This window comes from Dyadobacter sp. CY356, assembly GCF_021440195.1.
Taxonomy (GTDB): domain Bacteria; phylum Bacteroidota; class Bacteroidia; order Cytophagales; family Spirosomataceae; genus Dyadobacter.
This window is the reverse complement of sequence record NZ_JAJTSZ010000002.1, coordinates 530616-553795: the sequence shown is the minus strand read 5'-3', so window position 1 is coordinate 553795 and position 23180 is coordinate 530616. Positions and strand designations below refer to the sequence as shown.

Genomic DNA, 23180 nt, shown 5'->3' with positions numbered 1-23180 from the left:
CTTATAGACTCTGTTGAAATAAGGATCGGATAAGATTATTTTAATGGGGAGAAGTCTGTTGCTTTCAAATAAACTGATTCTTTATTTGCCAGAATATCTCCATTGATGTTACTTGCGTCCCTCGCCGCAATCCATTCCGGATCATTCTGGAATTTTTCCCAGGAATCTTCCCTGGCTTCTGCACTCGGATAGGAGAGAAGATAAACGAGCTTTTGTTCCGCATTTTCTACCGGAAGCCAAAAACCCTCGATCTTCATACCATGACTTTCAAAAAGCCGGATCGTGTGATTTTCAAAGCGACTTAACAACTCGTCAAGTTTGCCATCGTTGGCAGTATATGTTCTTAATTCAAATAGCCGGCCTTTTGGATTCATCGTTTTTTGTATTGATCCGATAATATCGGAAGTAATTTGAAAATATTTATTGTCTTCGTTTAATTGTAAAGTCCTGATTTGTAACTAATACTGCTTGGAAATGTATCAGGCTCATCTATAATAATCAAAACTAAAAAGATGTTCTGTTGAAGAAGAACACCTTTAACTCGCTATTTAATTTCTTTTACAAGAACTCTGACCTTATTCTCTACGTGAATTGTGTCACCTGAAAGTGCCACATGATCTCCGGCTTTCAAAACACGATACCCTTTTTCCATACGAACGCGACTTATGATTGCATCAAAATCTTCTCCGCTTTTGTCTTTTAAATAGGCTGTGTAACCGTCTTTCCCGTACTCAATATTTTGAACAGTTCCATTTCTGGAATACATCTTACTTCCTGAACAAGAATTCAAAATGGTAAGACCTGATAATGCAAGGGCAAAGAAACCCGGAATGATAAAAAACTTTTTACTTTTCATGTTAAAAATTGGATGATTATCTACCTTTCAAAGACACCGTGATTCAAAAAAAGTCACTTTCTTTCAATCACGAATGGCTTGTTCTGAACAATAATTTTCCTGAAATTATTTAAAAAGTGGAAAATTTATTCAATTGAAATACCTTTTTATTGACACGGCACAGGTTTTGTTAAAATTTGAATTGGCTTTCAATTTTACAATTAAACAAAAATAATATGCGGGCAATATGGACAGGTGCTATCGGTTTTGGATTGGTGAACATTCCGGTCAAGTTATTTAGTGCAACACAGCAAAGTGAACTTGATCTGGATATGCTGGATAAAAAAGATCATGCAAATATTAAATTTCAACGAGTTAATGCCAATACCGGACAGGAAGTAGAATGGGGAAATATCGTGAAAGGTTACAAAGTTGACGACAACTATGTAATCCTGGATGATGAAGATTTTGAAAAGGCGAGTCCGGAGCAGAATAAAATCATTGAAATCGCAGAATTTGTGGATGAATCTGAGATTGATAGTATCTATTATGAAACGCCATATTATCTCCAGCCGGAGAAATCCGGAACCCGCGCTTATGCATTGCTACGGGATGCTTTAAAAAAAACGGATAAGGTAGGGTTGGGGAGCTATGTTTTGAGAAACCGGGAAAGTCTGGTGGTGATAAAACCGCTGGATCATATTCTGCTGTTAAATAAAATCCGGTTTCAAGACGAAATACGTGCCACGGATGAACTCGAAATACCGGATATTAAGATCAAACCGGCCGAATTGAAAATGGCAATTCATTTGATTGAACAACTTACTACCGATTTTGACATAACCCGCTTTAAGGATTCCTACACCGATAAATTGCTTGAATTGATTAAAGCCAAGGCAAAAGGTAAAAAAAGCACCGCTGCGCCAATGAAGATTGTTCATTCACGCAGCAATGATTTGATGGCTCAGTTAAAGGCCAGTCTGGAAACAGGAAAACGAAAAGCATCCTGATTTCAGGAATTTTTCCAGCATTTCAGTAACCGGCGCATTACCAGGATTTCGCCAAGATGGTAGGAGGTATGATCTGCAATTAGCAGTGCTTCCCTGAAAATGTTCTGCCCGTCACCATGAGGCAAAGGAGAATATAAGTCTGTCTTTTCATTGTTTAACAAATCGAAAAAACGCTCCCGATCGTTTTTAATTTGTTGCAATGTAGATTTCCACTTACTATCATCGACAATATCCGTTTTTTCAGGCCAGTATTCTTCCGGCCATTTGGGAGATTTATGGTCGGCCGAGATACAAAATTCAACAATATCCCATTGCGTGATGCGGATGTGTTCAAGCAATTGCCATATGCTGTAGGGCAGATTTTGTGGAATCACCGTTCGCATTTCAGCAGGTATGTTGTCAATCGTCTCATCCAGCGCAACATGTGCATTTCCTGTTTCAATTAGACTTATCAATTCTGAAACAATGATTTTTCTTTCGTTCGTCTGCATAACGTCAGTTTAAATTTATTGAATGATATCTGTTTAGGGTTCAGCAATTTTGAGGCCAGTCATTATTCGAAATGCACTTTTATTAAGATTCTTAAAATGAACGTGCAATTTATAGAGCGATATTGGACAGGAAATTCGTGTTTTCCTGTTGATTATTCTTTATTTTAGTGCATTCAACTTTATACTTCACTTTCCTGAATCATATGAATCCAACACGCCGTAATTTCATTAAAAGTGTAACAGCGGCTTCCGCACTTATTGCCACCGGAAGCGTTGCAAAACCTTTCAACATTATCCGTGATCTGAAAAAAATAAGTCCTAATGATAAAATACGTTTTGCCACGATCGGGATGGGAATTCAGGGCAATCAGGATACGAAAGCAGCTTTGCGCAGTACGCCCATGGCTGAATTTGTTGCTGCGGCCGATCTATACGACGGGCGTCTGACCCACGTAAAAGAAGCATATGGAAAAGATATTTTCACAACCCGTGATTACCGGAAAATTCTTGAACGAAAAGATATTGACGCAGTATTGATCGTTACCCCGGATCATTGGCATGATCATATCACAAAAGCGGCCTTCCAGGCTGGTAAGCATGTATATTGTGAAAAACCTATGGTACAGCATATTGATGAAGGCGCTTCGGTGATTGAAGCCTGGAAAAAATCAGGTAAAACCATGCAGGTCGGAAGTCAGAGGGTAAGTTCTGCTTCTTTCAGGGAGGCAAAAAGATTATTTCTTGCTGGTGAAATAGGGGATATTAATTTTGTTGAATCTAACTACGACCGTTTTAATTCGCTCGGTGCCTGGAATTATTCTATTCCCGGCGATGCTTCTCTGACTACGCTGGACTGGGATACTTTTCTCGGTGATGCGCCGAAAGTACCTTTTGATGCCAAACGCTTTTTCAGATGGAGAAATTATAAAGATTATGGTACCGGCGTAGCGGGTGATTTGTTTGTGCATTTGATCACTGGGGTTCATTTCGTAACCAATTCACTGGGACCTGAAAGAATTTATTCTTCCGGTGAGCTGAGCTACTGGAACGATGGCCGGGACGTGCCGGATATGATGGTTTCAATTCTTGATTACCCGAAAACAGATCTTCATGCCAAATTTCAAATGGTTCTGCGGGTCAATTTTGCCAACGCAGGTGCCATCAATAACAATACTCGCATTGTGGGAACTGAGGGGCAGATCGACTTTACGGATGACAATTTAATTTTGACAAAAAAGAAATTGGCCAAAGCACCCGGGTATGGAGGCTATGACAGTTTCGGAACATTTTCAGCCAGTGAACAAAAGGATTTTGAGAAGAAATATGACGCCCAATACCCGGCTGACACGAGAAAAGCGGATCCAGTTAAGGAAGTGAGATTTGAAGCACCAAAGGACGATGATCCTCACGCACAGCATTTCCGGGACTTCTTTGAAAATGTAAGCAAAGGAAGTCTGGGGACCGTAGAAGATCCTGTTTTTGCCTTCCGTGCCGCTGCCCCGGTTCTGGCCTGCAATAAAAGTTATTTTGAAAAGAAAGTGGTAACCTGGGATCCGGTTGCAATGAAAGTCAGGAAAGGTTAAAATAACGTTAAAATGTGCATGAGCCACCGTGCTTGGTACAATTATAATAATTGGTAGATATGTAGCTTTGCCAATTGAGGTGCAAGAATTTTTTCGGATATTGGGGAAAATATAATTTAAAGTTTAAACCTAAAATAACAAGAAATGAAACCAGGAATCGGAATTTCTGAAGAGAACAGAAAAGTGGTATCGGATCAGCTGGCCATATTATTGGCTGACGAATTCATTTTATATACAAAAACATTAAATGCACACTGGAACCTTGTAGGCCCGGATTTTCATTCAGTACATTTGTATTTTGAAGAGCTTTACAAAGAATCAGCTGAAATTTTGGATAGCGTTGCAGAACGTATCCGTCAGTTGGGTCATTTTGCGCCTGCCAAACTTAAAAACTATCTGCAAATCACCCATCTTACTGAACAGTATGAAGGGGGTAATGATAGTCTGAGTTTGATTAAATCTTTGTTATCAGACCACGAAAGTATTATCGAATTTATTCGTGGAAATGTGGATGCATTTGCCGATGAACATAAGGATGCTGGCACAAGTGATTATGTTACCGGGTTGATGGAAAAGCATGAAAAAATTGCATGGATGTTAAGAGCACACGTTCAGTAATTGTCATAAACATAATGAAACGGCACTCGGAATTCTCCGGGTGTCTTTTTTTATCAAAAAAAACGTAAATGAGCAGATTCAAATTAAAGGATAATCCGGAAGAACAAGTTGAAATAACAAGTGAGCAAATAGAAGAAATTGTACCGGATGCAGATTTTCGGTTTAGTCTGATCATTCTGAAAACCGAAGAGAAATTTTTTGTAGTAGGATCAAAAAGTGAAATTTGCGGGGAGCTTGGAATTGATGAGTGACATTTGTCAGTAAAATTTCTGTGTAACTGTTATTGGGCAACCAGTTACTTGAAGATTAGGTTAGTATCACACTGATAACCTGACATGATCTGTGGTGATATTAATGTGAGTAGTAAAACGTTTACTGAATTGTACTGCTTATTGCAGTAAATTATTTATGAACTTTTCCAGTACCACAACATGATTGTATTTTTCATCCTGTGCTGCATACAATAATGTTACCTTTTTATGTTTTTTAACCTTGTCAACCAAATCGTGAACGGCTGACATACAGTGCCTTAACTCAAAAGTATAATCTTGTCTGAACTCTTCCCATTTTTCAGGATCATGATCGAACCATTTTCTCAGATCGGTCGATGGTGCTACGCCTTTCAGCCATTCATCAACTTTTGCCTCTTCTCTCTTCAATCCACGTGGCCATAAACGGTCAACAAGTATCCTGAAACCATCCGAATCATCTTTCGGTTCATAGATTCTTTTTATTTGTACGGTATTCATAGTTAGGGTTATGTGATTCTTAGACTAAATAAAAACTAGCTGATGCGAAAAATAGTTTCCATAACCTAAGAACTTATTGAATATTATCTTATTCACTTGATTAACAGATTTCTAATGTGTGACTGCCCGGTCATCATAAGTCACAAAGATATCTTCAAAACAAATTTTATTCCGTTACGGATATATTATGCAACAATTAATTTACTGAATCAATTCTTTTTAATTCAGATAAATTACTGGTAAGTCGTTGTTCTAGCAGATTTGATAAACGCTTACTTATTTCCTGTTCATTTGACGAAAACTGATCGAATTCCTGATCCGTGAAATGGCCGATAATAATCCCTTTCAAAAACTGTTGAAACTTCTGATCCTGTTTTAGTGCCTGACTGATATAGGTGCGCTGTTCAACTTCACCCAGTTTATAAAAAACATTTTTCCTTTGATGGATGTATTGTTTAAATACACGGACAATCAGGTCATTTTGAAGTTTCAATATCGGACGCAATGTCTGGTTCTGAAAATTTTCAGCAATTCCTGTTGTCGGAGTTGTTGCAATGATTGGTCGTAAGGAAAGTAACTGAGTGGATTTGTCAGGCATTATAGGTTTGATTGAATGACACTATTGATCTTAAATAAATTCTGCCCGATAAACAATCAGGCGGACTCCAAATATAATTGGAATCCGCCTGAATATACATTTCAAAAACTACTTTTTCTTACCAAAAATATAAGTAATTCCGCCACTTACTGTCACAGCCTGATTGCTGTTTTTAACTTCGTATTTTGGATTTCCTGGTTTCAAAGGATCCATTAAAATCGAATTTGTTGAGCCGATGACAACCTGGTATGCAGCTTCCACAGTAAAACTTAACCTTTTTCCCATGGGTAGTACAATCCCAACTTTCGGAGCTACGCCGGGACGTAAAACTGTCTGATCAATTTGGATGTTGTAACCTTCGATTTTCAATATATTTAAACCGGCTTCAATACCTGCGTATGGACGAATTCCCTCCGTTTTGAAATAGTACTCTGCAAGTAAATTGATAGGTATGTTGGTCGCTTTTCCTCTGATGCTTTTGGTTGATAATTCACGTTTTAATTCTTCCATCAAATATTTTCCTGATATCCCGATTGCAACGTTGGGTTTAACAAAATAACGATACTGCACACCGCCGCCATAGATTCCCTTTGATATGTAACTTTGATTGGTAGCACCGTAGGTACCTTGCAAAGTAAGCGTGGATTGGGCAAATGTTTTGTTGGAAAAAAGAAAACTGATTAACGTTAAGGATAAGACGACTAATAACTTTTTCATAAATTTTAAATTTATTTACTCGGGATTGTTTAAGATCCAGTACGCATAAAGGTATTGATTTGTGGAAAATTAGAGCTTTTTGTTCGCTAAAAACGCTTTTTTTTTATAGTTATGATTTTTATAAGGTTATTCTAATTTCTTAAAATGAAATATTTTGCCTTTAACGATTTGAAAATCAGACGCGTATTGGTCAGGGTTTCATGATCCTGAAAACCTTCTTTTGTCTCTGTGAAGTTACTTCAATGAGGTACAATCCCGGCGAATACCGAGGTCCTGATAAATCTATTGGAAGTTTTTGCTCGCTGCCGGTGGCAGTTAATTTCGTTTGAAAAACAATATTTCCATGCAGGTCAAAGGTTTTTATCTGAACGGAAGTTTCCGGGTCACTTTGGAAAATGACATTAACTATTCCTGCCGAAGGATTTGGATATGTTCGCCAGTCTCCTTTTGTATCGAAATTAACAGACTGTATCCGTGAATACTCAAAACTGCCATCTTTATCCACCATTTTTAAACGGTAGTAATTGGTAGTGCTTATATCCGGTGACATGTCCAGGAAGCTATAATCCTGTTGCGTTGCAGAATTGCCGGCAGCCAGTACTTTTCCTATTCTTTTGAATTGGTTTAAATTGAGTGCGCTGGAACCTTGAACACGTTCAATTTCAAAATAATCCGTATTGGTTTCAGAAGTCGTGATCCATTCTGCCATCACCTGATCCGTATTATCGTTTCCCGGTTTTTTAGAAACATTAAAGCTCAAAAGTTGTACCGGAAGGGCACCGTTTTGAAGTCCTCCACCCGTATTAAACCAGAATTCAGAGAAATCTTTTACCTGAATTTCGGCATAATAACCTTTGTCAAAAGGCACTTTTATCACATTGGCAGAGGCGAAATAAGACCAGCTTCCCCCGGCATTGTTACTAACCATGCCATCTTCATTATTGGTATTTGCGTCGGTATATTTTGAAATTCCAAGGTCGTAAGCTGAGGCTGGTTTTGAACAATTTGAGCATCCTGCCGCCCCGATCAGTTTTTCTGATTCTGTATCCAAAAAATAAATGCGTACCGTAGCATTGGCAGCAAGCGACCTGTTGGCAGGTTTTATCGTCACATTTCTGTCCATATAATATTGAACCTGATTGTTGCGAACGGTTGCTGAATTGATGAAGGCCTGTACGCCCGTAGTTCCAAGATTCTGGTTGTTGGGATTGATTGATGCGACAAGTTGACCATTTTGAACAAAATCAATCCATCCGGCACTGTTTGCAGCATTTTGAGTAACCGGGGAAGAGGTAGTATTTCCGGCATAAATACCATTTTTATTGTCATAAATATGAACGTCGTCAATGGCTATGCCTTCTTTTGTTGTCCCCGGATCGGCGCGTAAAACAAATCGCAGCCTTATATTATTTGCTGTTGGTAATGACATAGTGCCAACATGCCAGCGTGTATAATCCTGAACACTCCATCCCTGAGTATCGGTGGTGATTTTGTTATACCAGTTCGTTCCCTGTCCTTTATCGCCAAGTCGAAGCCATGTATTGCCATCGGTGGAATATTCAAGATAGGCAAAATCACAATCCTCATTAGCACAAAATTCAATATCCAGTGCAAGACTAAAACTAACAGTTGGATTGGTCATGCCAGTCACATCAAAACAGGGAGAGTACAGGTAAGAAGTTTCTCCGTTAGTATAATTTCCTGATAAATTCGTTTTCCAGGCTTTGGTACCACTTGCCGCCTTGTTTATTTTATTTGAAACCGGCGTTCCATATGCCCAGGAACTGGAAGTGCCTGCACTATGCCAGTCGCCGTTACCGCTTTCGAAATTTTCAAGATAAGGAAAAACAGCAATCTGGCGGTTGTTGTAAATATCAAGTTCGATGGTATTGTTTTCGGCATAAGAATCCGATGCCAGGCTCGTCCAGACTTTCAGGTGATATGCCCCAAACGCTGCCATGTTTTGAGTTGTAGAAAAAGTAAAATTAATCGTTGTTCTGGCATCAATGGACGGGATCGTTTCATGGATTTCGGAACCGTTACCAAGTTTGTAATTAACAGGAATATTCGTAATCGTGTGATCCGAACTGTTTCTCACAGAAATGGTAATTTGTTGATTATTACTTAATCCGCAGCTTGCCTGCGAAATACTGTTCAGGCTTATCATCTGAATATCATCGGTGGCGATACTTAATTGAATATCATCAAAAGAATAACCGGCGCCGCTTGTGGGATCTGCTGTACTGATGTCACCATATTGGCCCCAACGAATTTGCGTACTGCTTGAAAGCGTCTGCCCGTTTTCCCTGAGTTTATTACTAAGTTCGATGCTGGATGATAATTTGTAAGCAGCGTCCGCCGGATTCTGGTTTGCATAGAGATTATATACCAGAATCCATGGATCATTATAACTTCCTCGTACCCAGACACTGTTGTCAGGATTGCTTTTTTGTCCGTGATTTTTATATCTGAAATTTAGGCGGATATCCTGGGATAAACTGTAATTAGAAAGGTTGAAAGTGCCGTCAAGGAAATTGGTATTGCCAGCGGGATAATACCGGTCTGCGTCAAGTGTCAGTGCTTTCGATCCGGAATATGCCATACCTGAATTGACAAAAGTACGTATCCGACCAACATTCGTTGAATTTGTAAAATCATAACGGCCCGCATTTTGAAGTCCTGTTTTATCAGTTACAAATTCCTGTACCGCCGCTGTTTCAATATTATCAAGGAAAGGAAGTGTGATCGGAGCATTAGTCAGCTGATCAAATGTTACTGAAATTTTATTATTTCTTTTGGCAGTATCTGCTTCTGCATTGGCAAATGCTGAAATGATGTACGAACCTTGTGCAGCAAGATTGACTTTATCCGTAAAAGTATAGTCAACAGAAGCCTGTGCGGGAATAGACAAGGATGCAGAAGTTGAAGCGACTGCATTTCCATTTAAAGAATAACCCACAGAAACCGGCCCGGAAAACGGCTGGTCATCCAGATTTTTTATTCTGATTGTTACATCGTTCTGGCTTAGCAATGCTTTGGGCGTTGATAACCTGCCCGACGATGCCGGATTTACGATGGCTTCAAGAAAAAGATCATTGTTTGAAATTGAACCTGAACAATTCCCGGAATCAGGTTTTCTGGAAATCGCACTTGATCGTATCCCTGGGCTGGCATTTACTCTTGCCCGGACCGCAACCCAGTATGTAGAATCTCGGCTTAATCCGTTGAGGGTAAAACTTGTATTGGGCGTAATGCCTGCTGACACCATTTCATCGCCCTTCAAAATCATAACCTCATAATCGCCAGCACCGGTGACGGGCGTCCATTCCATAGCGATATAACCTTCACACTGAACCGAAGAAAGGCTGAGTGCCGGTCGGCCGGTTATAGTAAATGCCTCACTGACACTTTCAATTCCGGTCGCATTCTGGATTACTTTTACCCTGGCTTTATCTGTCGAAACATCCGGAAAAACCCATTTTAGCTGACGCCCATTTGCGGTAAGATTTCCGGATATCGGGTTCCATTGCATGCCGTTATTGGTTGAATATTGTACCGAAAAATCATTGGATGAATTTCCGAAAGAATCCCAGCTTACGTAAATAGAATCGGTGGCGCGGTAACGTTCTTTGCCGATCGGATTTGTAATGGTTGTAGAAACCGGGATAATATCATAAACCACAAAATATTCCTGGCTCCCGTTTTGATTAACCGCGGTTCCTTTAACATTGATCTGATATGTTCCTTCTACGGGTGCGTCTATTACAACCTGCTCGATGTTATTTATATGATCAGCTCCCGTAGCAGCCGGATTATTTACATTGGATGGGGTAGGATCAAGCAATTTTGGCAAAATAGTGACTGAGGAAGGGTTGGTTACAGTCAGGTCAAGGTCATTCACAAGATTTTTTCCTGCTAACGAAGAAGGCGCAGGATCATTCCAGTATAACATAACCTTAACCCGCGCCGTATTTGCCGGTACCTGAATCGGGTAAGTTTGCGGATTGGGTGAAGTAGATATGGAAGCGGTTTTATAACTTTCACTTTCGAGCATTTTTACCGAACGTAAAAGATTCATCCAGCCAAAACCATATTTGTAATCGGGCCCGTCGTTTCCCTGGTCTGTTCCGCCATTACAAAGAATGGCCTTCATTAATCCGTTTTTAGGATTTTGCTGGCTGTGAAGCTCACGGTAGCGCTGGTAAAGCAATGTGAGGCCTCCGGAAACTGCGGGAGAAGCCATGCTGGTTCCTGTTGCGCTGGCATATTGATTTACGGGATAAGAAGAAATCACATTGGTACCCTGCGCACTTATTTCCGGTTTTATTCTGCCATCCCGTACCGGCCCGCGACTTGAACTTCCGGCAATGATACCTTCAACAGTGGTGTTACCAACACTGATTACATTTTTTGCAGTTTGAAATCCGCCAACCACATTACCAAACCCGGAAGGGTAAGGACTGCAGGTAATAGCCCCACTATTTCCAGCCGCGAAAACGTGTTGCAGATAAGGCATTTGAAATGCCTGCTGATCAAGGATGTAGGATTGCAGATTGTATGCCCCGATCAACGAGCAATCAGTTAAGTCATTTCCATAAGAATTATTCGTGATGACCATTCCAAAATCCTGTACATAGGTTGCCGCATAGGCTAGAATATTGGAGAAATATTGCGAGACAATTTTGGCTTTTGGAGCGTAACCAATAAATTTTTCATTTACAATTCCTGCTCCTGCAAGTGTTCCCGTTACATGAACTCCATGCCCACCGGCTTGTATGGCAGCCCGGTTAATGATTCGGTTGTTAAAATCCACATGAAGCAAGGGATTAGCTTCATCACCAACACCCACAACCACGCCTTCCCCATGCAGGTTTCTTCCCGATAGCAGTGACGAGTTAAGCACATTTGCCCGACCGTTGGCTGTGCTGTTTAAATTATTAGGTTTATCAGGTTCAGGTACTGGTTCAACATACTGAACATAATTTTTAAGGGCCAGCTCGTTTAAGCGGTCTTCCGGAACCCGTATTTCCAGAATCTGATAGGCCTGGTAAACATTTGAAATTATCTCGAACTGATCATTTTTCAGTTGTTCCTTTATTTCATCAAATGAAAAAGATTTTGGAAAGTTTATCCAGACGTCAACTTTACCTTTTACTTTCCTGGATTGCTCAGGAAACGGTTTTTTCAATAAGGACGGATGCAGTTTCTGACGGGCAGTGAGAGAAATAACAGCACGAGCCTTTGACCTTTTCAGAGATATCTCGGAAAGTGAACCTGTGACCGTGGCCGAATAAGCGTTGTTTGGAATATAATCAAGCAGATCAATACCTTCCGCTTTTAAACGGTCGCGTTCTGCCGGCCCGGGGATTTCCTCGAATTGTATTACAACAAAGGTCTTTCCTTTATCGGGCGAAAGCCTGGCGTTGATTGCTTCGATTTTGCCATTGCCTATGTTTTTTTCGGGTGTGAACGAACCACTTTTTAATTCAATCTGATAATTTTTGTTATTCTGCGAAAGTACGGTCAGCGGAAGTACTAGGAGGATAATAATTTTTAAGAGTAGCGTTGATTTCATATTAGGTGAAGTATAGTGGGACAAAAATCTAATTTCTATAATTTAATCCATTTATCAATGTACTATTTTAGCTTGCAATTGAAGATTAATTCAACAACATGGGGATGTTATAAACACTTCATGCGGTTCCTCAATTTAGTGAATCCGTTGGTTTTTAGTAATTTGACAGTTTGGCATGATACTGGTTGGTTACAAGTCAAGATTTACAAGTAGTGAAAATTGATTTTAATTAAAAAATACAGATTATGAAAAAGCTAATAATGTCGGCGGTAGCCTTAACTCTTATCTCTTTCGCCTCTGTTCAGGCTGCTCCATTAATGGAATCTAATCATACCATTACCGTGAAGCAGGAAAAAGTTTCAGTTAAGCCGGATAATTTACCTGCGGCTGTAAAGGCAACTATTAATAGTGACGCATTTGCAGGCTGGAAAGTCACTACTGCTTATTTGGTTACCAATGATGACAAAACGCAATACTATGACTTATCCGTCAAAAAAGGCAGTGAAAGTGCCAGAGTAAAGTTGGATAAAAATGGTAAGAATGTAGAATAGATAGTTGCTTACTTTACTCAACGTGAATATGACCGGAGCCTAGGCTCCGGTTTTTTTTGTTATAAATCAGGAACAATGAATCATGGCAAAACAATATTTTAATCGCCATCCTGATCAAATATGAGTAGAGTTTTCTGAAAAGAGGATTTTACTAGAAATGACTCATTCGATAAGTTCTGATAATTAATATATGCCCAAATTTCTTCTATCTGCTGTTTGCTTTTTATTCTTTATTACACGTTTTGTGATCAATGCAAATGGCCAAAAAACTTCATATGCTTATCCGGTTGACAAGAAGACGTTGGCCAAGGGAAAGGAGTTGTTCAATACTAATTGCGCCTCCTGCCACGCCATCGATCAGGAAGAAATAGGTCCAAGGCTTGGAGGAATCACAAAATTATTATCCAAACAAACACTTACATGGTTTATTCAGAATCCGGCAAAAGCCATAGAATCTGGTGACCGTAGGGCTGTAAATCTTAGTAAGAAATACAAGATGGTGATGCCTTCGTATGATTTTCTGAAACTGGAAGAAATAGGTGCTGTTTTAGCGTACATTGATCATGAAACCAAGCTCAATTCTATCGAACCACTTGTTGTTAAAACTGAAAATTTATCATTGCAATCAACCGAAAGATTTGGGAAACCGGTAACAAAATCCGGTATTCAGATTGAGCTTGAAGATTTTGTTCAGATTCCGGCATCATCAGATAAGCCTCCTTTGACAAGAATTTCTAACATGCGTCCGCATCCCTCCGGCGACGGAACACTTTATGTCAGTGATCAGCGGGGCATTATATACCGTATTGAAAATAACAAGACCACAGTTTTCCTTGACCTTAGAAACATAGTGGACAAATATGTAAATACGCCGGGTTTGGGAACTGGTTTGGGAAGTTTCGCATTTCATCCTGATTATTTAAACAACGGCTTGATTTACATCACCCACACTGAGGAATTTGTTGGAAAAAAAGCTGATTTTGAATTTCCCGATTCCATAAAAGTGGCTTTACAGTGGGTGGTTTCTGAATGGAAAATGAATGATGTAAAAAGTATAACTTTTCAGGGTACCAGAAGGGAATTGCTGCGTATTAATGTTCCTGGTGTGGTGCACGGCACTCAGGATATAGGCTTTATTCCAGGCATCAGCAAAAACGATCCTGATTATGGAATGTTGTTTATCGGCACTGGTGACGGTGGATCGACCATCGGCAAACATCCCGAAATCACGCATTCCCTGAATTCACTTTTAGGAACAATCATCCGGATAAATCCGCTTGGCAATAATAGTGCAAACGGCCAGTATGGTATCCCGGCCGACAATCCTTTTGTTAACAATCCTGATCCCAAAACTTACAAAGAGATTTATGCTTTTGGTTTCCGTAATCCACACCGGATATCCTGGGACCTGACGCATGGAAAAATTATGTTTAGTGCCGAGGTAGGAGAGTCTAACTTCGAAGAAGTGAATGTGATTGTTAAAGGTGGGGACTATGGTTGGAACACCCGTGAAGGAAGTTTCGGGATTTCTCTGGCGGATCTTAAAAATGTCTATAAAATCGACACAACGGAAAAGGACAATTTTATCAAACCTTTTTCGGCTTATGATCATAAGGACGGCAATGCCATCAGTGGAGGTTACGTGTATGAAGGGAACCTGGCCCCGCTGAAAAACAAATATATTTTTGGTGATATCGTAAACGGAAGGATTTTCTGTATCAATATTAATAAAGAACTTTCTGATTCCACAATCTATGAGATTAACATTGTAAATAATTCTAAACCAACTAGTTTGCAGGAAATGTCGGCATCTAAAAGAGTTGACCTCAGAGTTGAATACAACCCGTTTTCGAAGGAGCTCTACCTGATGACTAAGAGTGACGGGAAAATCAGAAGGGTTAAAAATGCCTCAGTCGCTTCGAGAAAATAACTTTCCCGCTTTTAATTTTCATATATAGCAAACCTCCCGTCGAAAAAAGTAAGATGATAGGGAGGTAATATTTTGGTACCAGGTTTCGGGTAAAACTTTTCCGGTCTGAATTCATAATCCATTAAAATAAACTCTGCCTTGTTGGCTTGCGCCCACCTGGCCATATTATAGGGCGAGGCTTCCGATTTGGCCATGATGGATTGAATCTTGAAATTTTCGTGACTTAATAAATGCGGATAATTATCCATTTCGTTAAAAAAGAAAGTCAACGGAACAAATCCACGCTGGTGATCAGGAATATCTTTTTGCAGCCTTTGATAAGAAACCGGTAAATATTCAAGGGTTAAATTTTTATAAATGATCTGGATCGTCCCGTAAATTCCGATAATGAAATAAACACCCAGAATTACCTTTAAGGCTATCGTTTTAAAAGGTTTGATTTTATACAATTCATAAGTCAAAACGAGCATGAATGGTAAGAACAAGGTTAGATATACGCCCGAATTTTTTTTGGTTATCAGCCAGAATACTAGTAAAAGAATGATGGAATAAATACGCAGGGGAACGGGCAACTGTTTCAAAAACAGCCGCTGATTCCATAACAGGAAAGTTAATAATAACGAAAGCGCCACTTGTTCCGGTGAATGAAAAAACAGCACAGGATAAGTAACCATTACCATCAGTTTGGAAGCTAGTCCCATCGCGTTTTGTGTGGCAGGGTCATGTATGAACTGATAGTGCCACGTTTTAAAACCATCGGCTGCCTGAATGATATCAACAAAATAGAGCAGGCTGATCAGTCCTCCTGCGATTGAAAACGTCAGAGCATTTTTGTATTGTTTTAAATAGAACAACATGCCCGCTCCTGCAATAAAATAAATAACACCATTCAGGTGCGTGAGAACAGCCATTCCCGCCAGCATACCGGCTGCCAAACTTTGCAAGTGATGCGGTTTATTTTTTGATATAAAAAGAAAAGAACCAAAACCCAGCGCCGCAAGCATGATTTCCGGCCGGTTTTCAAAACTCATTTTAACCAAAATCCGGTTTGAGAAAACAAGAATTAATATAGCCGGCAGATACCATGAGTTAATCGTCTTTTCTTCCCGCCGAATATAAAATATGATCTCGCCAACCAGAATAGCAAAAAATATAATACTGACATACTGTAAGACCGGAAGCTCGTAGCCAAATAAATGAATCATTCCCGCGCCAAATATCAGAAACAGCTTATGGCTTACAAGAAGTTGTTTTTCCCAACCGAGAAGCCCTCTGAAAAATTCGGAACGAATAACCCCTTCTTTGTGCAGCCAGTAAGACTGTTCCGCAAACCAGGCGTCATCACCAGATGCATATCTGTGATAATAGGAAAGCGTAGTCAATGCAACGAAAAAGATAAGCAATGCAGATAATTGCTTTTTTGATATGTTTAGCAAGATTGTTAGGGCTGAAATTGTTGGTGTTTATGAAGTTACATAAACACCAATCAAAGAAAGACCAAAAAATTCATATAAACAATATCACCAATTATAGGAGCGCCCGTAACGCGCAAATAAATATTCCGAGTTATTTAACGGTTGCTTATCTACTATTTTCCAAACTTATTCTGGCTGTCATAGGCAAGCCCTAAGCCGACACTGGAAAGTTTGTTTTCATCCGCCAGTTCTGCATTTGGGAACAACTTTTTAAACTCAGATTGTATCAGCGGCACCTCTGTGGAACCTCCGGTTAGGATCACCAGATCAATATCTTCCTTTTGTACACCGGCATCACGCAGACATTGAAGCGCTGAATCAGAAATTTTATCAATTTTTTGAATAATGGCCTCATCAAATTGCTCACGGGTTACTCTTGTCGTCAGTCCTTCTTCCAGAAAATCGAAAGGTGCATCGTATGTTGTCTGAGAGGTGAGTGCAATTTTGGTTTCTTCCGTTGCGGCGAGCAAAGTGTGTCCGGTTTCCTGTTCCAAAACCTGCAACAATCTTTTATAGCGCGTTTTGTCATGCGCTTCAAAAAGGATCTGTTTGGTTTGAGAAATAATTTTTGTTGTATAGAGAAAATTCACTTTGCTCCATTCCGAAAGATCGAAATAATGATAAAGTGGAACTTCAAGATTTTTTGTTCCGTAAGTACTGCGATAGCCAAGTTCCGGCATAATAGCCGCCAGACTCAGGTCTTTATCAAAGTCATTGCCACCAACCCGAATGCCGGTATTAGCCAGAATGTCTGACGACCGATCCGCTTTATGAATGTATTGATTAGAAAGCCTTATCACTGTAAAATCGGAAGTTCCACCACCTAAATCAACCACAATGGCAAGTTTTTCACCCGTGATATTGATTTCATGGGCGAAAGCTGCTGCAATCGGTTCGAATTGAAAATCGATATTCTGAAAACCCAATTGCCTGGCAATCAGTTTTAATTCCGCTTCGGCTCTGCTGTCAGCTGCGTGATCATTATCTACAAAATGAACCGGGCGGCCCATGACTACATTCTGAATTTCCGTGCCGGCGTCTTCATCGGCTTTGTCTTTCAGGTTTTTCAGAAAAGAGGTGATGATCTCGTCAAAGCGCATAAGTTCGCCATTCACCATCGTTCCCTGACGCATAACCGGTGTCCCTAAAACGCGTTTCAAACTTCTCATAAAACGACCGGGATTCCTTTCCAGAAACATGTTTACTGCGGCTCTTCCATAAAACGGAACATTGCCTTTGCGCAGAAAAAACATGGCACTGGGTGTGGTGGTACTGGAACCTTCTACGGGTACGAGGTGTACGTTGCCCTGGTTTGCTATTGCTATACTTGAATTGGAAGTTCCAAAATCGATACCGCAGGAAATACTCGTCATTATAATCTCTGAAAATTTGGGGGCGCAATTTCAGATTATTTCAGATACTTTGCAATTTAAAGAAGCAGTAATGTCCGAAGTTGAAGTAAATAATTCGATTTGTCCGGATTCTGATTTTCATTAGGATTATCTGATTAATAAAAATAACATTTAAGGGTAGGTTATCAGGAATCAAGTCTTCCTTTAAATTGAAACCTGAACGGGAAAGTAGTTTTAAAACGGAAAAGATGAAAAAAGCAGAAGACAACCGCCGCGAATTTTTACGCAATACGATGAGCACCGCAGCCGGGCTCGTGGTGATGTCAGCGCTTCCTGGCGAGGCGAAGAATGTTTTGGCAAAAGACAAAAAAACGGAAACTGATGACAATAATGTTGATATGACCGTTGAACCTGGTCGCATAAAATTTGCGGTAATTGGTATGAATCATGGCCATATTTATGGACAGGTTGAAGCCGTTACGAGAGGTGGCGGACAGCTGGTAGCTTTTTATGCCAAAGAGCCTGATCTGACTGCTGCTTTTGCCAAACGTTTTCCCGAAGCAAAACTGGCGGCAAGTGAGAAGGAAATTCTGGACGATAAATCTATACAGCTGGTTTTAAGCTCGGCAATTCCGGATGAGCGCGCACCGATCGGTATTCGTGTGATGAAAGCCGGAAAAGATTACATGGCCGACAAACCAGGTATTACTTCGCTTGAACAATTGGCTCAGGTACGCAAGGTGCAAAAAGAAACTGGTAGAATTTATTCTATCATGTTTAGTGAAAGACTGGAAAACCGGGCGACTGTGAAAGCCGGAGAGCTGGTCAAGTCAGGTGCCATTGGAAAAGTGATTCAGACAATTGGTTTAGGACCTCACAGAACATCTTTAAGTACAAGGCCGGATTGGTTTTTTGATGCCAAACGGTATGGGGGTGTCATCTGTGATATCGCCTCCCACCAATTCGACCAGTTTTTATTTTTTACAGGATCCAATAAAGCGGAAGTTCTCGCTGCGCAGGTGGGAAATGTAAACCATCCGCAGTACCCGAAATTTGAGGATTTTGGTGATTGTATGATCCGGGGAAACGGCGGAACTGGTTATATCCGTGTCGACTGGTTTACTCCGGATGGACTTAAAAGCTGGGGTGACGGTCGATTAACTATTTTAGGAACAGAAGGTTATATTGAAATACGAAAAAATATCGATATTGCCGGACGTGAAGGAGGAAATCATTTATTTTTGGTGACCCAAAAGGAAACCCAATATATAGATTGCAGCAAGGTTGCGTTACCATACGGAAAACAGCTCGTTGATGATGTGCTCAACAGAACAGAAACTGCTATGTCGCAGGAGCATTGTTTTCTGGCTACGGAGTTATCGCTGAAAGCGCAAAAGCAGGCACAAATGATTAAGCTGACAGTTTAAGAAAATTAAAATTATAATCAAAAGCTGGATCAGCCTGTAAACCAGGCGTTCTCAGCTTTTTTAGTTTTCATTGCTCAGGTCGTTGACCAATTTCTCGATCGATTTCATAATGAGTTTCAAATAATTCAATTTACCCGTTGCCTGTGTGATCATAACGCCGCCTTCAATGGTAGCAATAATGGTCAGTGCAATTTGTTCAGGATCAACTGACGACGGGAATTCTTTCTGTTCAATACCTTTTTCAATCACTGCTATAATTCGGTTTTTCCAGTTAACAATTCCGGAAACAACCTTTTTTCTCAACTCCGGATGCGTGTCATCCGCTTCCACAGCGGTGTTCAGGATCGGGCAGCCGCCAGATGGAAATGGATGAGATAAAAAATTCATATAGACATGGACAAAGACCAGAAGTTGTCCTTTCGCAGTGTTCTGCTGACTCATTTCGTCCTGAAAAATCTTGTTAACTTTTAGTAGATTATAGTCAAATGCAGCAAGAGCCACCTCGTCTTTATTCGAAAAATTTCCGTAAATGCTCCCTTTGGTAAGACCGGTGGCATCTGTCATATCATTGATCGAAGTTCCGGCATATCCCTTCCGATTAAAAATGGGAGCTGTTTTCTCAATAATAAACGCCTTCGTTTTTTCAGCTTTTGACATATCAATAATTGTTTTTGACAAATTTATACCATTTGGTATTATTTGTCAAATTTAAGCCATCGGTTTTATAACTTTCTTATAATAATTTGGACTAAGCGTGTTCCGTCCATCCTAATAAAAATGGCTAAATGAAATATCTCTTGTTAGAGAATTTCACTTAGCCATTGGTTGTATGTGTTAAACTGCCGAAAGAATTAAAAACTTATTTCAGTCGTAACTTATTCTTTACTGTAAACACCGAGTATTACATATTGAGACCCGTTATAATCGTATTCATTCATCAACCTTTCAATAACCTTTTCGGCATGGCGTTCGGATAGAAATTCTTTATACCACTTTCCCACTTCGTTTTGGACATCGATCGGTTTCGGGAGTATCCCTTTTTCCGGATCAAGAATGAAAATGCTGAATGTTTTTTCCATAAGGCAACGATTATGAAGGGATAGTATTCAATTTTTATTTTAAATAAATGTTATTCTGGCATATGGCTTTTTCGTAGCGCTTCGCTGTTGCGCGTACTTTCATATGCTTTTGAAACTGTTTCAATAATTTTATTCAAATCGTTTAACGCCTCAGTTTCAGTATCAAAAGTCTCTTCATGATAAAAGAGAATATTGCTCTCTCTTCCGGGATAATCGCCTAACAGAACGATTTCTCCCACATAACCCGAATCAGTTTTAACTGTTCTGTTTACAATCGATTCAGGATGATATGCAATAATGATCAGGTCTTCATAGGTTATCCGAAAAATATCAAAATAATTCATGAGGTTGATACATTGAAATTATAAGAAAATCAGAATTCATAATTTGGCGTGCAAGTTAACTATGCTTCCTGGTTTTTTACTGGTTCCGGTTTTAAACTTTCCCAAAACTCGTTTTGAACCTCATAAGCTTCCTCTTCACTTACATAGTCTACATAATTTTCTTCTCTGCCCTGGCTTTTCGCACGGGTAATGGGATCTACCCAGCCATCCAGTTCGTAACTTTCTACCCGGTATGACCATTCGCAACCGTCCAGAGTAACATTTGCGTATACTATAACTTTTAATTTCTCACCAATAGGGCGATGAAGGATTTTTTCAAAGCTAATTTCCATATCCAACTAATTTTTGTTTAAGTAAGTTATAAATGGCACTTCCTGGCCTTATAAGGCTATCTATAAAAGTAGTGCCATTACGAAAATAAGTGGATCAGTGACTATCAAAAATACGACAGATAAACCGGCGTTCATTTGGATAAAATTCTGCTTACCGGTAGAAATTGAATATTTTTAATAGGTTATTTTTCCAAATGCGAAAAAATAATTTATATTTGTGTATAATACAGAACGGAACCGATATAATCAGCGATTTGATATTGATAAATATGTACAAGAAAATTGAACAATACCAGGATAGAATTTTTATTATTTCCCTGTTGACTATGGTAATGATTGTGGCACTTGTATTTAAAAAGCCAGTGACCAGTAAATTACAGGAGGATAGAAGTTTTTCAAGTGTGGAGTATAACAATTCTGAATCCGGTATTTCAAAAAGCAGTAAACTTTAAATCACGCTGCTTTTATTTTACAACTTGAATATAAGTCAGTCTTTTTCTCTCTGATTACTTTCCTGATTCTTCGGATTGGTTTTCGTTTTAATTTCAATACAATTAAAACTGTATTGAAAACTGATGAAACTGATTAACAAACTGATAATCAACTTTCCATTTATAACGCTGCGCAATTTCCTGAACGATCGCAAGCCCTAATCCGCTACTGGGCGTGCTGGTGGATGACGTTATAAATCGTTTAAACAAAGTTTCTTTATTTAAAGCTTCGACACCCGTATTGCTGATCGTCAGCTCTCTTTTTGTCAATTTTATTCTGATCGTTCCGTTTTCGTGATTATGGCGAATGGCATTGAGAAGAAGGTTGACAAGCAGAATCTCCACCAGACTTTTGTTGGCGGTTATTAAACAATTTTCACAGATTTCTATTTCAACTTTATTATTTTTCGCGAGCAAATGTTCTTCCAGAAAATCGAGATTCTGGTTTACAAGTTCGGTCATATTTATCAGTTCCCCCTCCGCGAACTGGTGATTCTCGATTTTAGCCAGGAGCAGCAAATTTTTATTGATACGGGAAACTCTTGAAAGCGGTATATTCAACGACGCAATTAATTCTGACTGGTTCTCAGTAAGCGACTCATTTTGCATCAGCAGATCAATTTTTGATTTTAATACTGCCAACGGTGTTTGCAATTCGTGGGAGGCATTTTCAGTAAATTCTTTCTGTTGTCGAAATGTGGAGATATTTTTTGCTATAAGTTGATACAATGCCTGATTAAGCTGCTCAAATTCCTGTATATCAGATTTTTCCAGATCAATATTGTTCTGACTATTCAGGTCAAATGCCTCTAATCTGTCTAATGTCGATTGAAATGGCTTCCAGATTTGGGTGGAAATTCTCCGGTTTAAAACTACAAATCCGGCTAAAAGGATAATGAAAAATAACATCGTCACTGCTGCAATGGCAAATACAGTTTCGTGCGCCTCCTCGACATTGATCTCAATGGTAAGATGATACAGATCTCCCTGAACTTTTATATATGTGGACAAGCCCCGGAACCGTTCCAGCTCTTCCTCGTTTTCGCTTTGCTTCTGTCGCATGATCGTATAAATACTATCAGGACGACTTTCTGTAAGTAGAGATTTTTCTATTTTGGTACCGGGTTGCGTTTTGTTCCAAAGCGCGATTGTTTTTGCCCATTCGTCTTTGTCGAGGCTCAGTTTGTTAAGCCCGGACTCAATTCTGCTTTTTACAATTTCATTATATTCATCCAGTTCGTGACGCCAGATATAGTCAACAATGAAATAGTAAACCGGGATGCTGCATGCCAGCACCAGCAAGGCGTAAAGCGTAAAAGCTTTCAATGGCCGGTTTAGAAGTTTATTCATGCTTCCCATTTATAGCCAGTTCCATAGATCGTTTTGAGGTAATTCTGGTATCCGGCGTCGACTAGTTTTTTTTTCATGTTTTTGATATGGGCATAAACAAAATCGTGATTGTCAAGCATATCTGCAATGTCTCCCGATAAATTTTCTGCCAAAGCACTTTTAGAAATTACGCGGTTTTTATTTCCAATAAAAAGCAAAAGCAGATCAAATTCTTTTTTCGTAAGCATAACAGGTTCATTATTGACCAGAACGGTTTTTGCCAGCAGGTCAATTTGAAGTTCATGCAGTTTTATGATGTTGGAATTCCCAAATTGTTTCCTTCTTATAACAGAATAAATTCTAGCCGCCAGTTCGGATAAATGAAATGGTTTGGCCAGATAGTCATCGGCTCCAATCTGCAATCCGGCAATTTTATCTTGCAGGGAATCCTTTGCAGATATTATGATTACACCATCCTGTTTGTCTTGCTTTTTTAGTTCTTCCAGGATTTTCAATCCGTCGCCACCGGGTAACATCAGATCCAGCAATATACAATCGTAGTGATATACCTCAATTTTTTCCAATGCCTGCTGAAAGGTTTCCGCAAATTCGCATAAATAGTTTTCGTCCGATAAATAAACGGAAATGTTATATGCCAGCTCCTTTTCGTCTTCTATGATAAGAATTTTCATAA

Annotated in this window: 23 protein-coding genes; 8 read left to right on the top strand and 15 right to left on the bottom strand. The window is 39.5% G+C overall.

Annotated elements, in window-relative coordinates:
- Positions 1-35: 35 nt before the first annotated feature.
- Complete coding sequence (locus tag LXL81_RS08640) at positions 36-374, bottom strand: NIPSNAP family protein (RefSeq protein ID WP_234646328.1); 339 nt, start codon at positions 372-374, stop codon at positions 36-38.
- A gap of 170 nt (positions 375-544) precedes the next feature.
- Positions 545-856 (bottom strand): hypothetical protein, encoded by a 312-nt coding sequence (locus tag LXL81_RS08635; RefSeq protein ID WP_234646327.1) that lies wholly within the window; start codon positions 854-856, stop codon positions 545-547.
- 215 nt (positions 857-1071) lie between these two features.
- Between LXL81_RS08635 and LXL81_RS08630 the strand changes: the two genes are divergently transcribed.
- A complete protein-coding gene (locus LXL81_RS08630; protein WP_234646326.1) occupies positions 1072-1845 on the top strand; it encodes a Ku protein in 774 nt (257 codons plus the stop codon).
- Between the two features lie 2 nt (positions 1846-1847).
- On the opposite strand, the gene LXL81_RS08625 is transcribed toward LXL81_RS08630, so the two are convergent.
- On the bottom strand, positions 1848-2336 hold the full coding sequence (locus LXL81_RS08625) for a DinB family protein (protein ID WP_234646325.1): 489 nt from the start codon (positions 2334-2336) through the stop codon (positions 1848-1850).
- Positions 2337-2539: 203 nt separating this feature from the next.
- Between LXL81_RS08625 and LXL81_RS08620 the strand changes: the two genes are divergently transcribed.
- The 3 genes from LXL81_RS08620 to LXL81_RS08610 all read left to right on the top strand — a co-directional run bounded on the left by LXL81_RS08620 (position 2540) and on the right by LXL81_RS08610 (position 4788).
- The gene (locus tag LXL81_RS08620) at positions 2540-3919 is read left to right on the top strand and encodes a Gfo/Idh/MocA family protein (protein ID WP_234646324.1); all 1380 of its coding nucleotides are present in this window, start codon (positions 2540-2542) and stop codon (positions 3917-3919) included.
- A 144-nt stretch (positions 3920-4063) separates the two neighbouring features.
- Positions 4064-4537 (top strand): Dps family protein, encoded by a 474-nt coding sequence (locus tag LXL81_RS08615; protein WP_234646323.1) that lies wholly within the window; start codon positions 4064-4066, stop codon positions 4535-4537.
- A gap of 68 nt (positions 4538-4605) precedes the next feature.
- Positions 4606-4788 carry a hypothetical protein gene (locus tag LXL81_RS08610; RefSeq protein WP_234646322.1) on the top strand — a complete coding sequence of 61 codons (183 nt, stop codon included), beginning with the start codon at positions 4606-4608 and terminating at the stop codon, positions 4786-4788.
- Between the two features lie 138 nt (positions 4789-4926).
- Here LXL81_RS08610 and LXL81_RS08605 read toward each other — a convergent pair whose 3' ends face one another.
- From LXL81_RS08605 to LXL81_RS08590, 4 genes are all read right to left on the bottom strand, one after another.
- Entirely contained in the window at positions 4927-5286 is a 360-nt protein-coding gene (locus LXL81_RS08605) for a DUF488 domain-containing protein (protein ID WP_234646321.1), read from the bottom strand.
- 196 nt (positions 5287-5482) lie between these two features.
- Positions 5483-5884 carry a glyoxalase gene (locus LXL81_RS08600; protein WP_234646320.1) on the bottom strand — a complete coding sequence of 134 codons (402 nt, stop codon included), beginning with the start codon at positions 5882-5884 and terminating at the stop codon, positions 5483-5485.
- A 108-nt stretch (positions 5885-5992) separates the two neighbouring features.
- Entirely contained in the window at positions 5993-6601 is a 609-nt protein-coding gene (locus LXL81_RS08595; RefSeq protein ID WP_234646319.1) for an outer membrane beta-barrel protein, read from the bottom strand.
- A 190-nt stretch (positions 6602-6791) separates the two neighbouring features.
- Positions 6792-12176, bottom strand: a complete 5385-nt coding sequence (locus tag LXL81_RS08590) for a S8 family serine peptidase (RefSeq protein ID WP_234646318.1) — start codon at positions 12174-12176, stop codon at positions 6792-6794.
- 245 nt (positions 12177-12421) lie between these two features.
- Between LXL81_RS08590 and LXL81_RS08585 the strand changes: the two genes are divergently transcribed.
- Complete coding sequence (locus tag LXL81_RS08585) at positions 12422-12727, top strand: hypothetical protein (protein WP_234646317.1); 306 nt, start codon at positions 12422-12424, stop codon at positions 12725-12727.
- 190 nt (positions 12728-12917) lie between these two features.
- A complete protein-coding gene (locus tag LXL81_RS08580) occupies positions 12918-14657 on the top strand; it encodes a PQQ-dependent sugar dehydrogenase (protein ID WP_234646316.1) in 1740 nt (579 codons plus the stop codon).
- 11 nt (positions 14658-14668) lie between these two features.
- On the opposite strand, the gene LXL81_RS08575 is transcribed toward LXL81_RS08580, so the two are convergent.
- Both LXL81_RS08575 and LXL81_RS08570 read right to left on the bottom strand, forming a co-directional pair.
- A complete protein-coding gene (locus LXL81_RS08575; protein ID WP_234646315.1) occupies positions 14669-16093 on the bottom strand; it encodes a hypothetical protein in 1425 nt (474 codons plus the stop codon).
- Between the two features lie 152 nt (positions 16094-16245).
- A complete protein-coding gene (locus tag LXL81_RS08570) occupies positions 16246-17505 on the bottom strand; it encodes an Hsp70 family protein (RefSeq protein WP_234646314.1) in 1260 nt (419 codons plus the stop codon).
- 227 nt (positions 17506-17732) lie between these two features.
- On the opposite strand from LXL81_RS08570, the gene LXL81_RS08565 reads away from it, so the two are divergent.
- Complete coding sequence (locus LXL81_RS08565) at positions 17733-18911, top strand: Gfo/Idh/MocA family protein (protein ID WP_234646313.1); 1179 nt, start codon at positions 17733-17735, stop codon at positions 18909-18911.
- A gap of 60 nt (positions 18912-18971) precedes the next feature.
- Here LXL81_RS08565 and LXL81_RS08560 read toward each other — a convergent pair whose 3' ends face one another.
- The 4 genes from LXL81_RS08560 to LXL81_RS08545 all read right to left on the bottom strand — a co-directional run bounded on the left by LXL81_RS08560 (position 18972) and on the right by LXL81_RS08545 (position 20666).
- Positions 18972-19568: a TetR/AcrR family transcriptional regulator gene (locus LXL81_RS08560; protein WP_234646312.1), complete on the bottom strand. Its 597-nt coding sequence runs from the start codon at positions 19566-19568 to the stop codon at positions 18972-18974.
- Between the two features lie 218 nt (positions 19569-19786).
- Positions 19787-19990 carry a hypothetical protein gene (locus tag LXL81_RS08555; protein ID WP_137342015.1) on the bottom strand — a complete coding sequence of 68 codons (204 nt, stop codon included), beginning with the start codon at positions 19988-19990 and terminating at the stop codon, positions 19787-19789.
- A 50-nt stretch (positions 19991-20040) separates the two neighbouring features.
- Positions 20041-20334 (bottom strand): hypothetical protein, encoded by a 294-nt coding sequence (locus tag LXL81_RS08550; protein ID WP_234646311.1) that lies wholly within the window; start codon positions 20332-20334, stop codon positions 20041-20043.
- 59 nt (positions 20335-20393) lie between these two features.
- Entirely contained in the window at positions 20394-20666 is a 273-nt protein-coding gene (locus tag LXL81_RS08545) for a hypothetical protein (protein ID WP_234646310.1), read from the bottom strand.
- Between the two features lie 269 nt (positions 20667-20935).
- On the opposite strand from LXL81_RS08545, the gene LXL81_RS08540 reads away from it, so the two are divergent.
- Entirely contained in the window at positions 20936-21118 is a 183-nt protein-coding gene (locus LXL81_RS08540) for a hypothetical protein (RefSeq protein ID WP_234646309.1), read from the top strand.
- Positions 21119-21220: 102 nt separating this feature from the next.
- On the opposite strand, the gene LXL81_RS08535 is transcribed toward LXL81_RS08540, so the two are convergent.
- On the bottom strand, positions 21221-22507 hold the full coding sequence (locus LXL81_RS08535) for a sensor histidine kinase KdpD (RefSeq protein ID WP_234646308.1): 1287 nt from the start codon (positions 22505-22507) through the stop codon (positions 21221-21223).
- Positions 22504-23178 (bottom strand): response regulator transcription factor, encoded by a 675-nt coding sequence (locus LXL81_RS08530; RefSeq protein WP_234646307.1) that lies wholly within the window; start codon positions 23176-23178, stop codon positions 22504-22506. Before LXL81_RS08530 ends, LXL81_RS08535 begins: the two co-directional genes overlap by 4 nt.
- Positions 23179-23180: the final 2 nt, after the last annotated feature.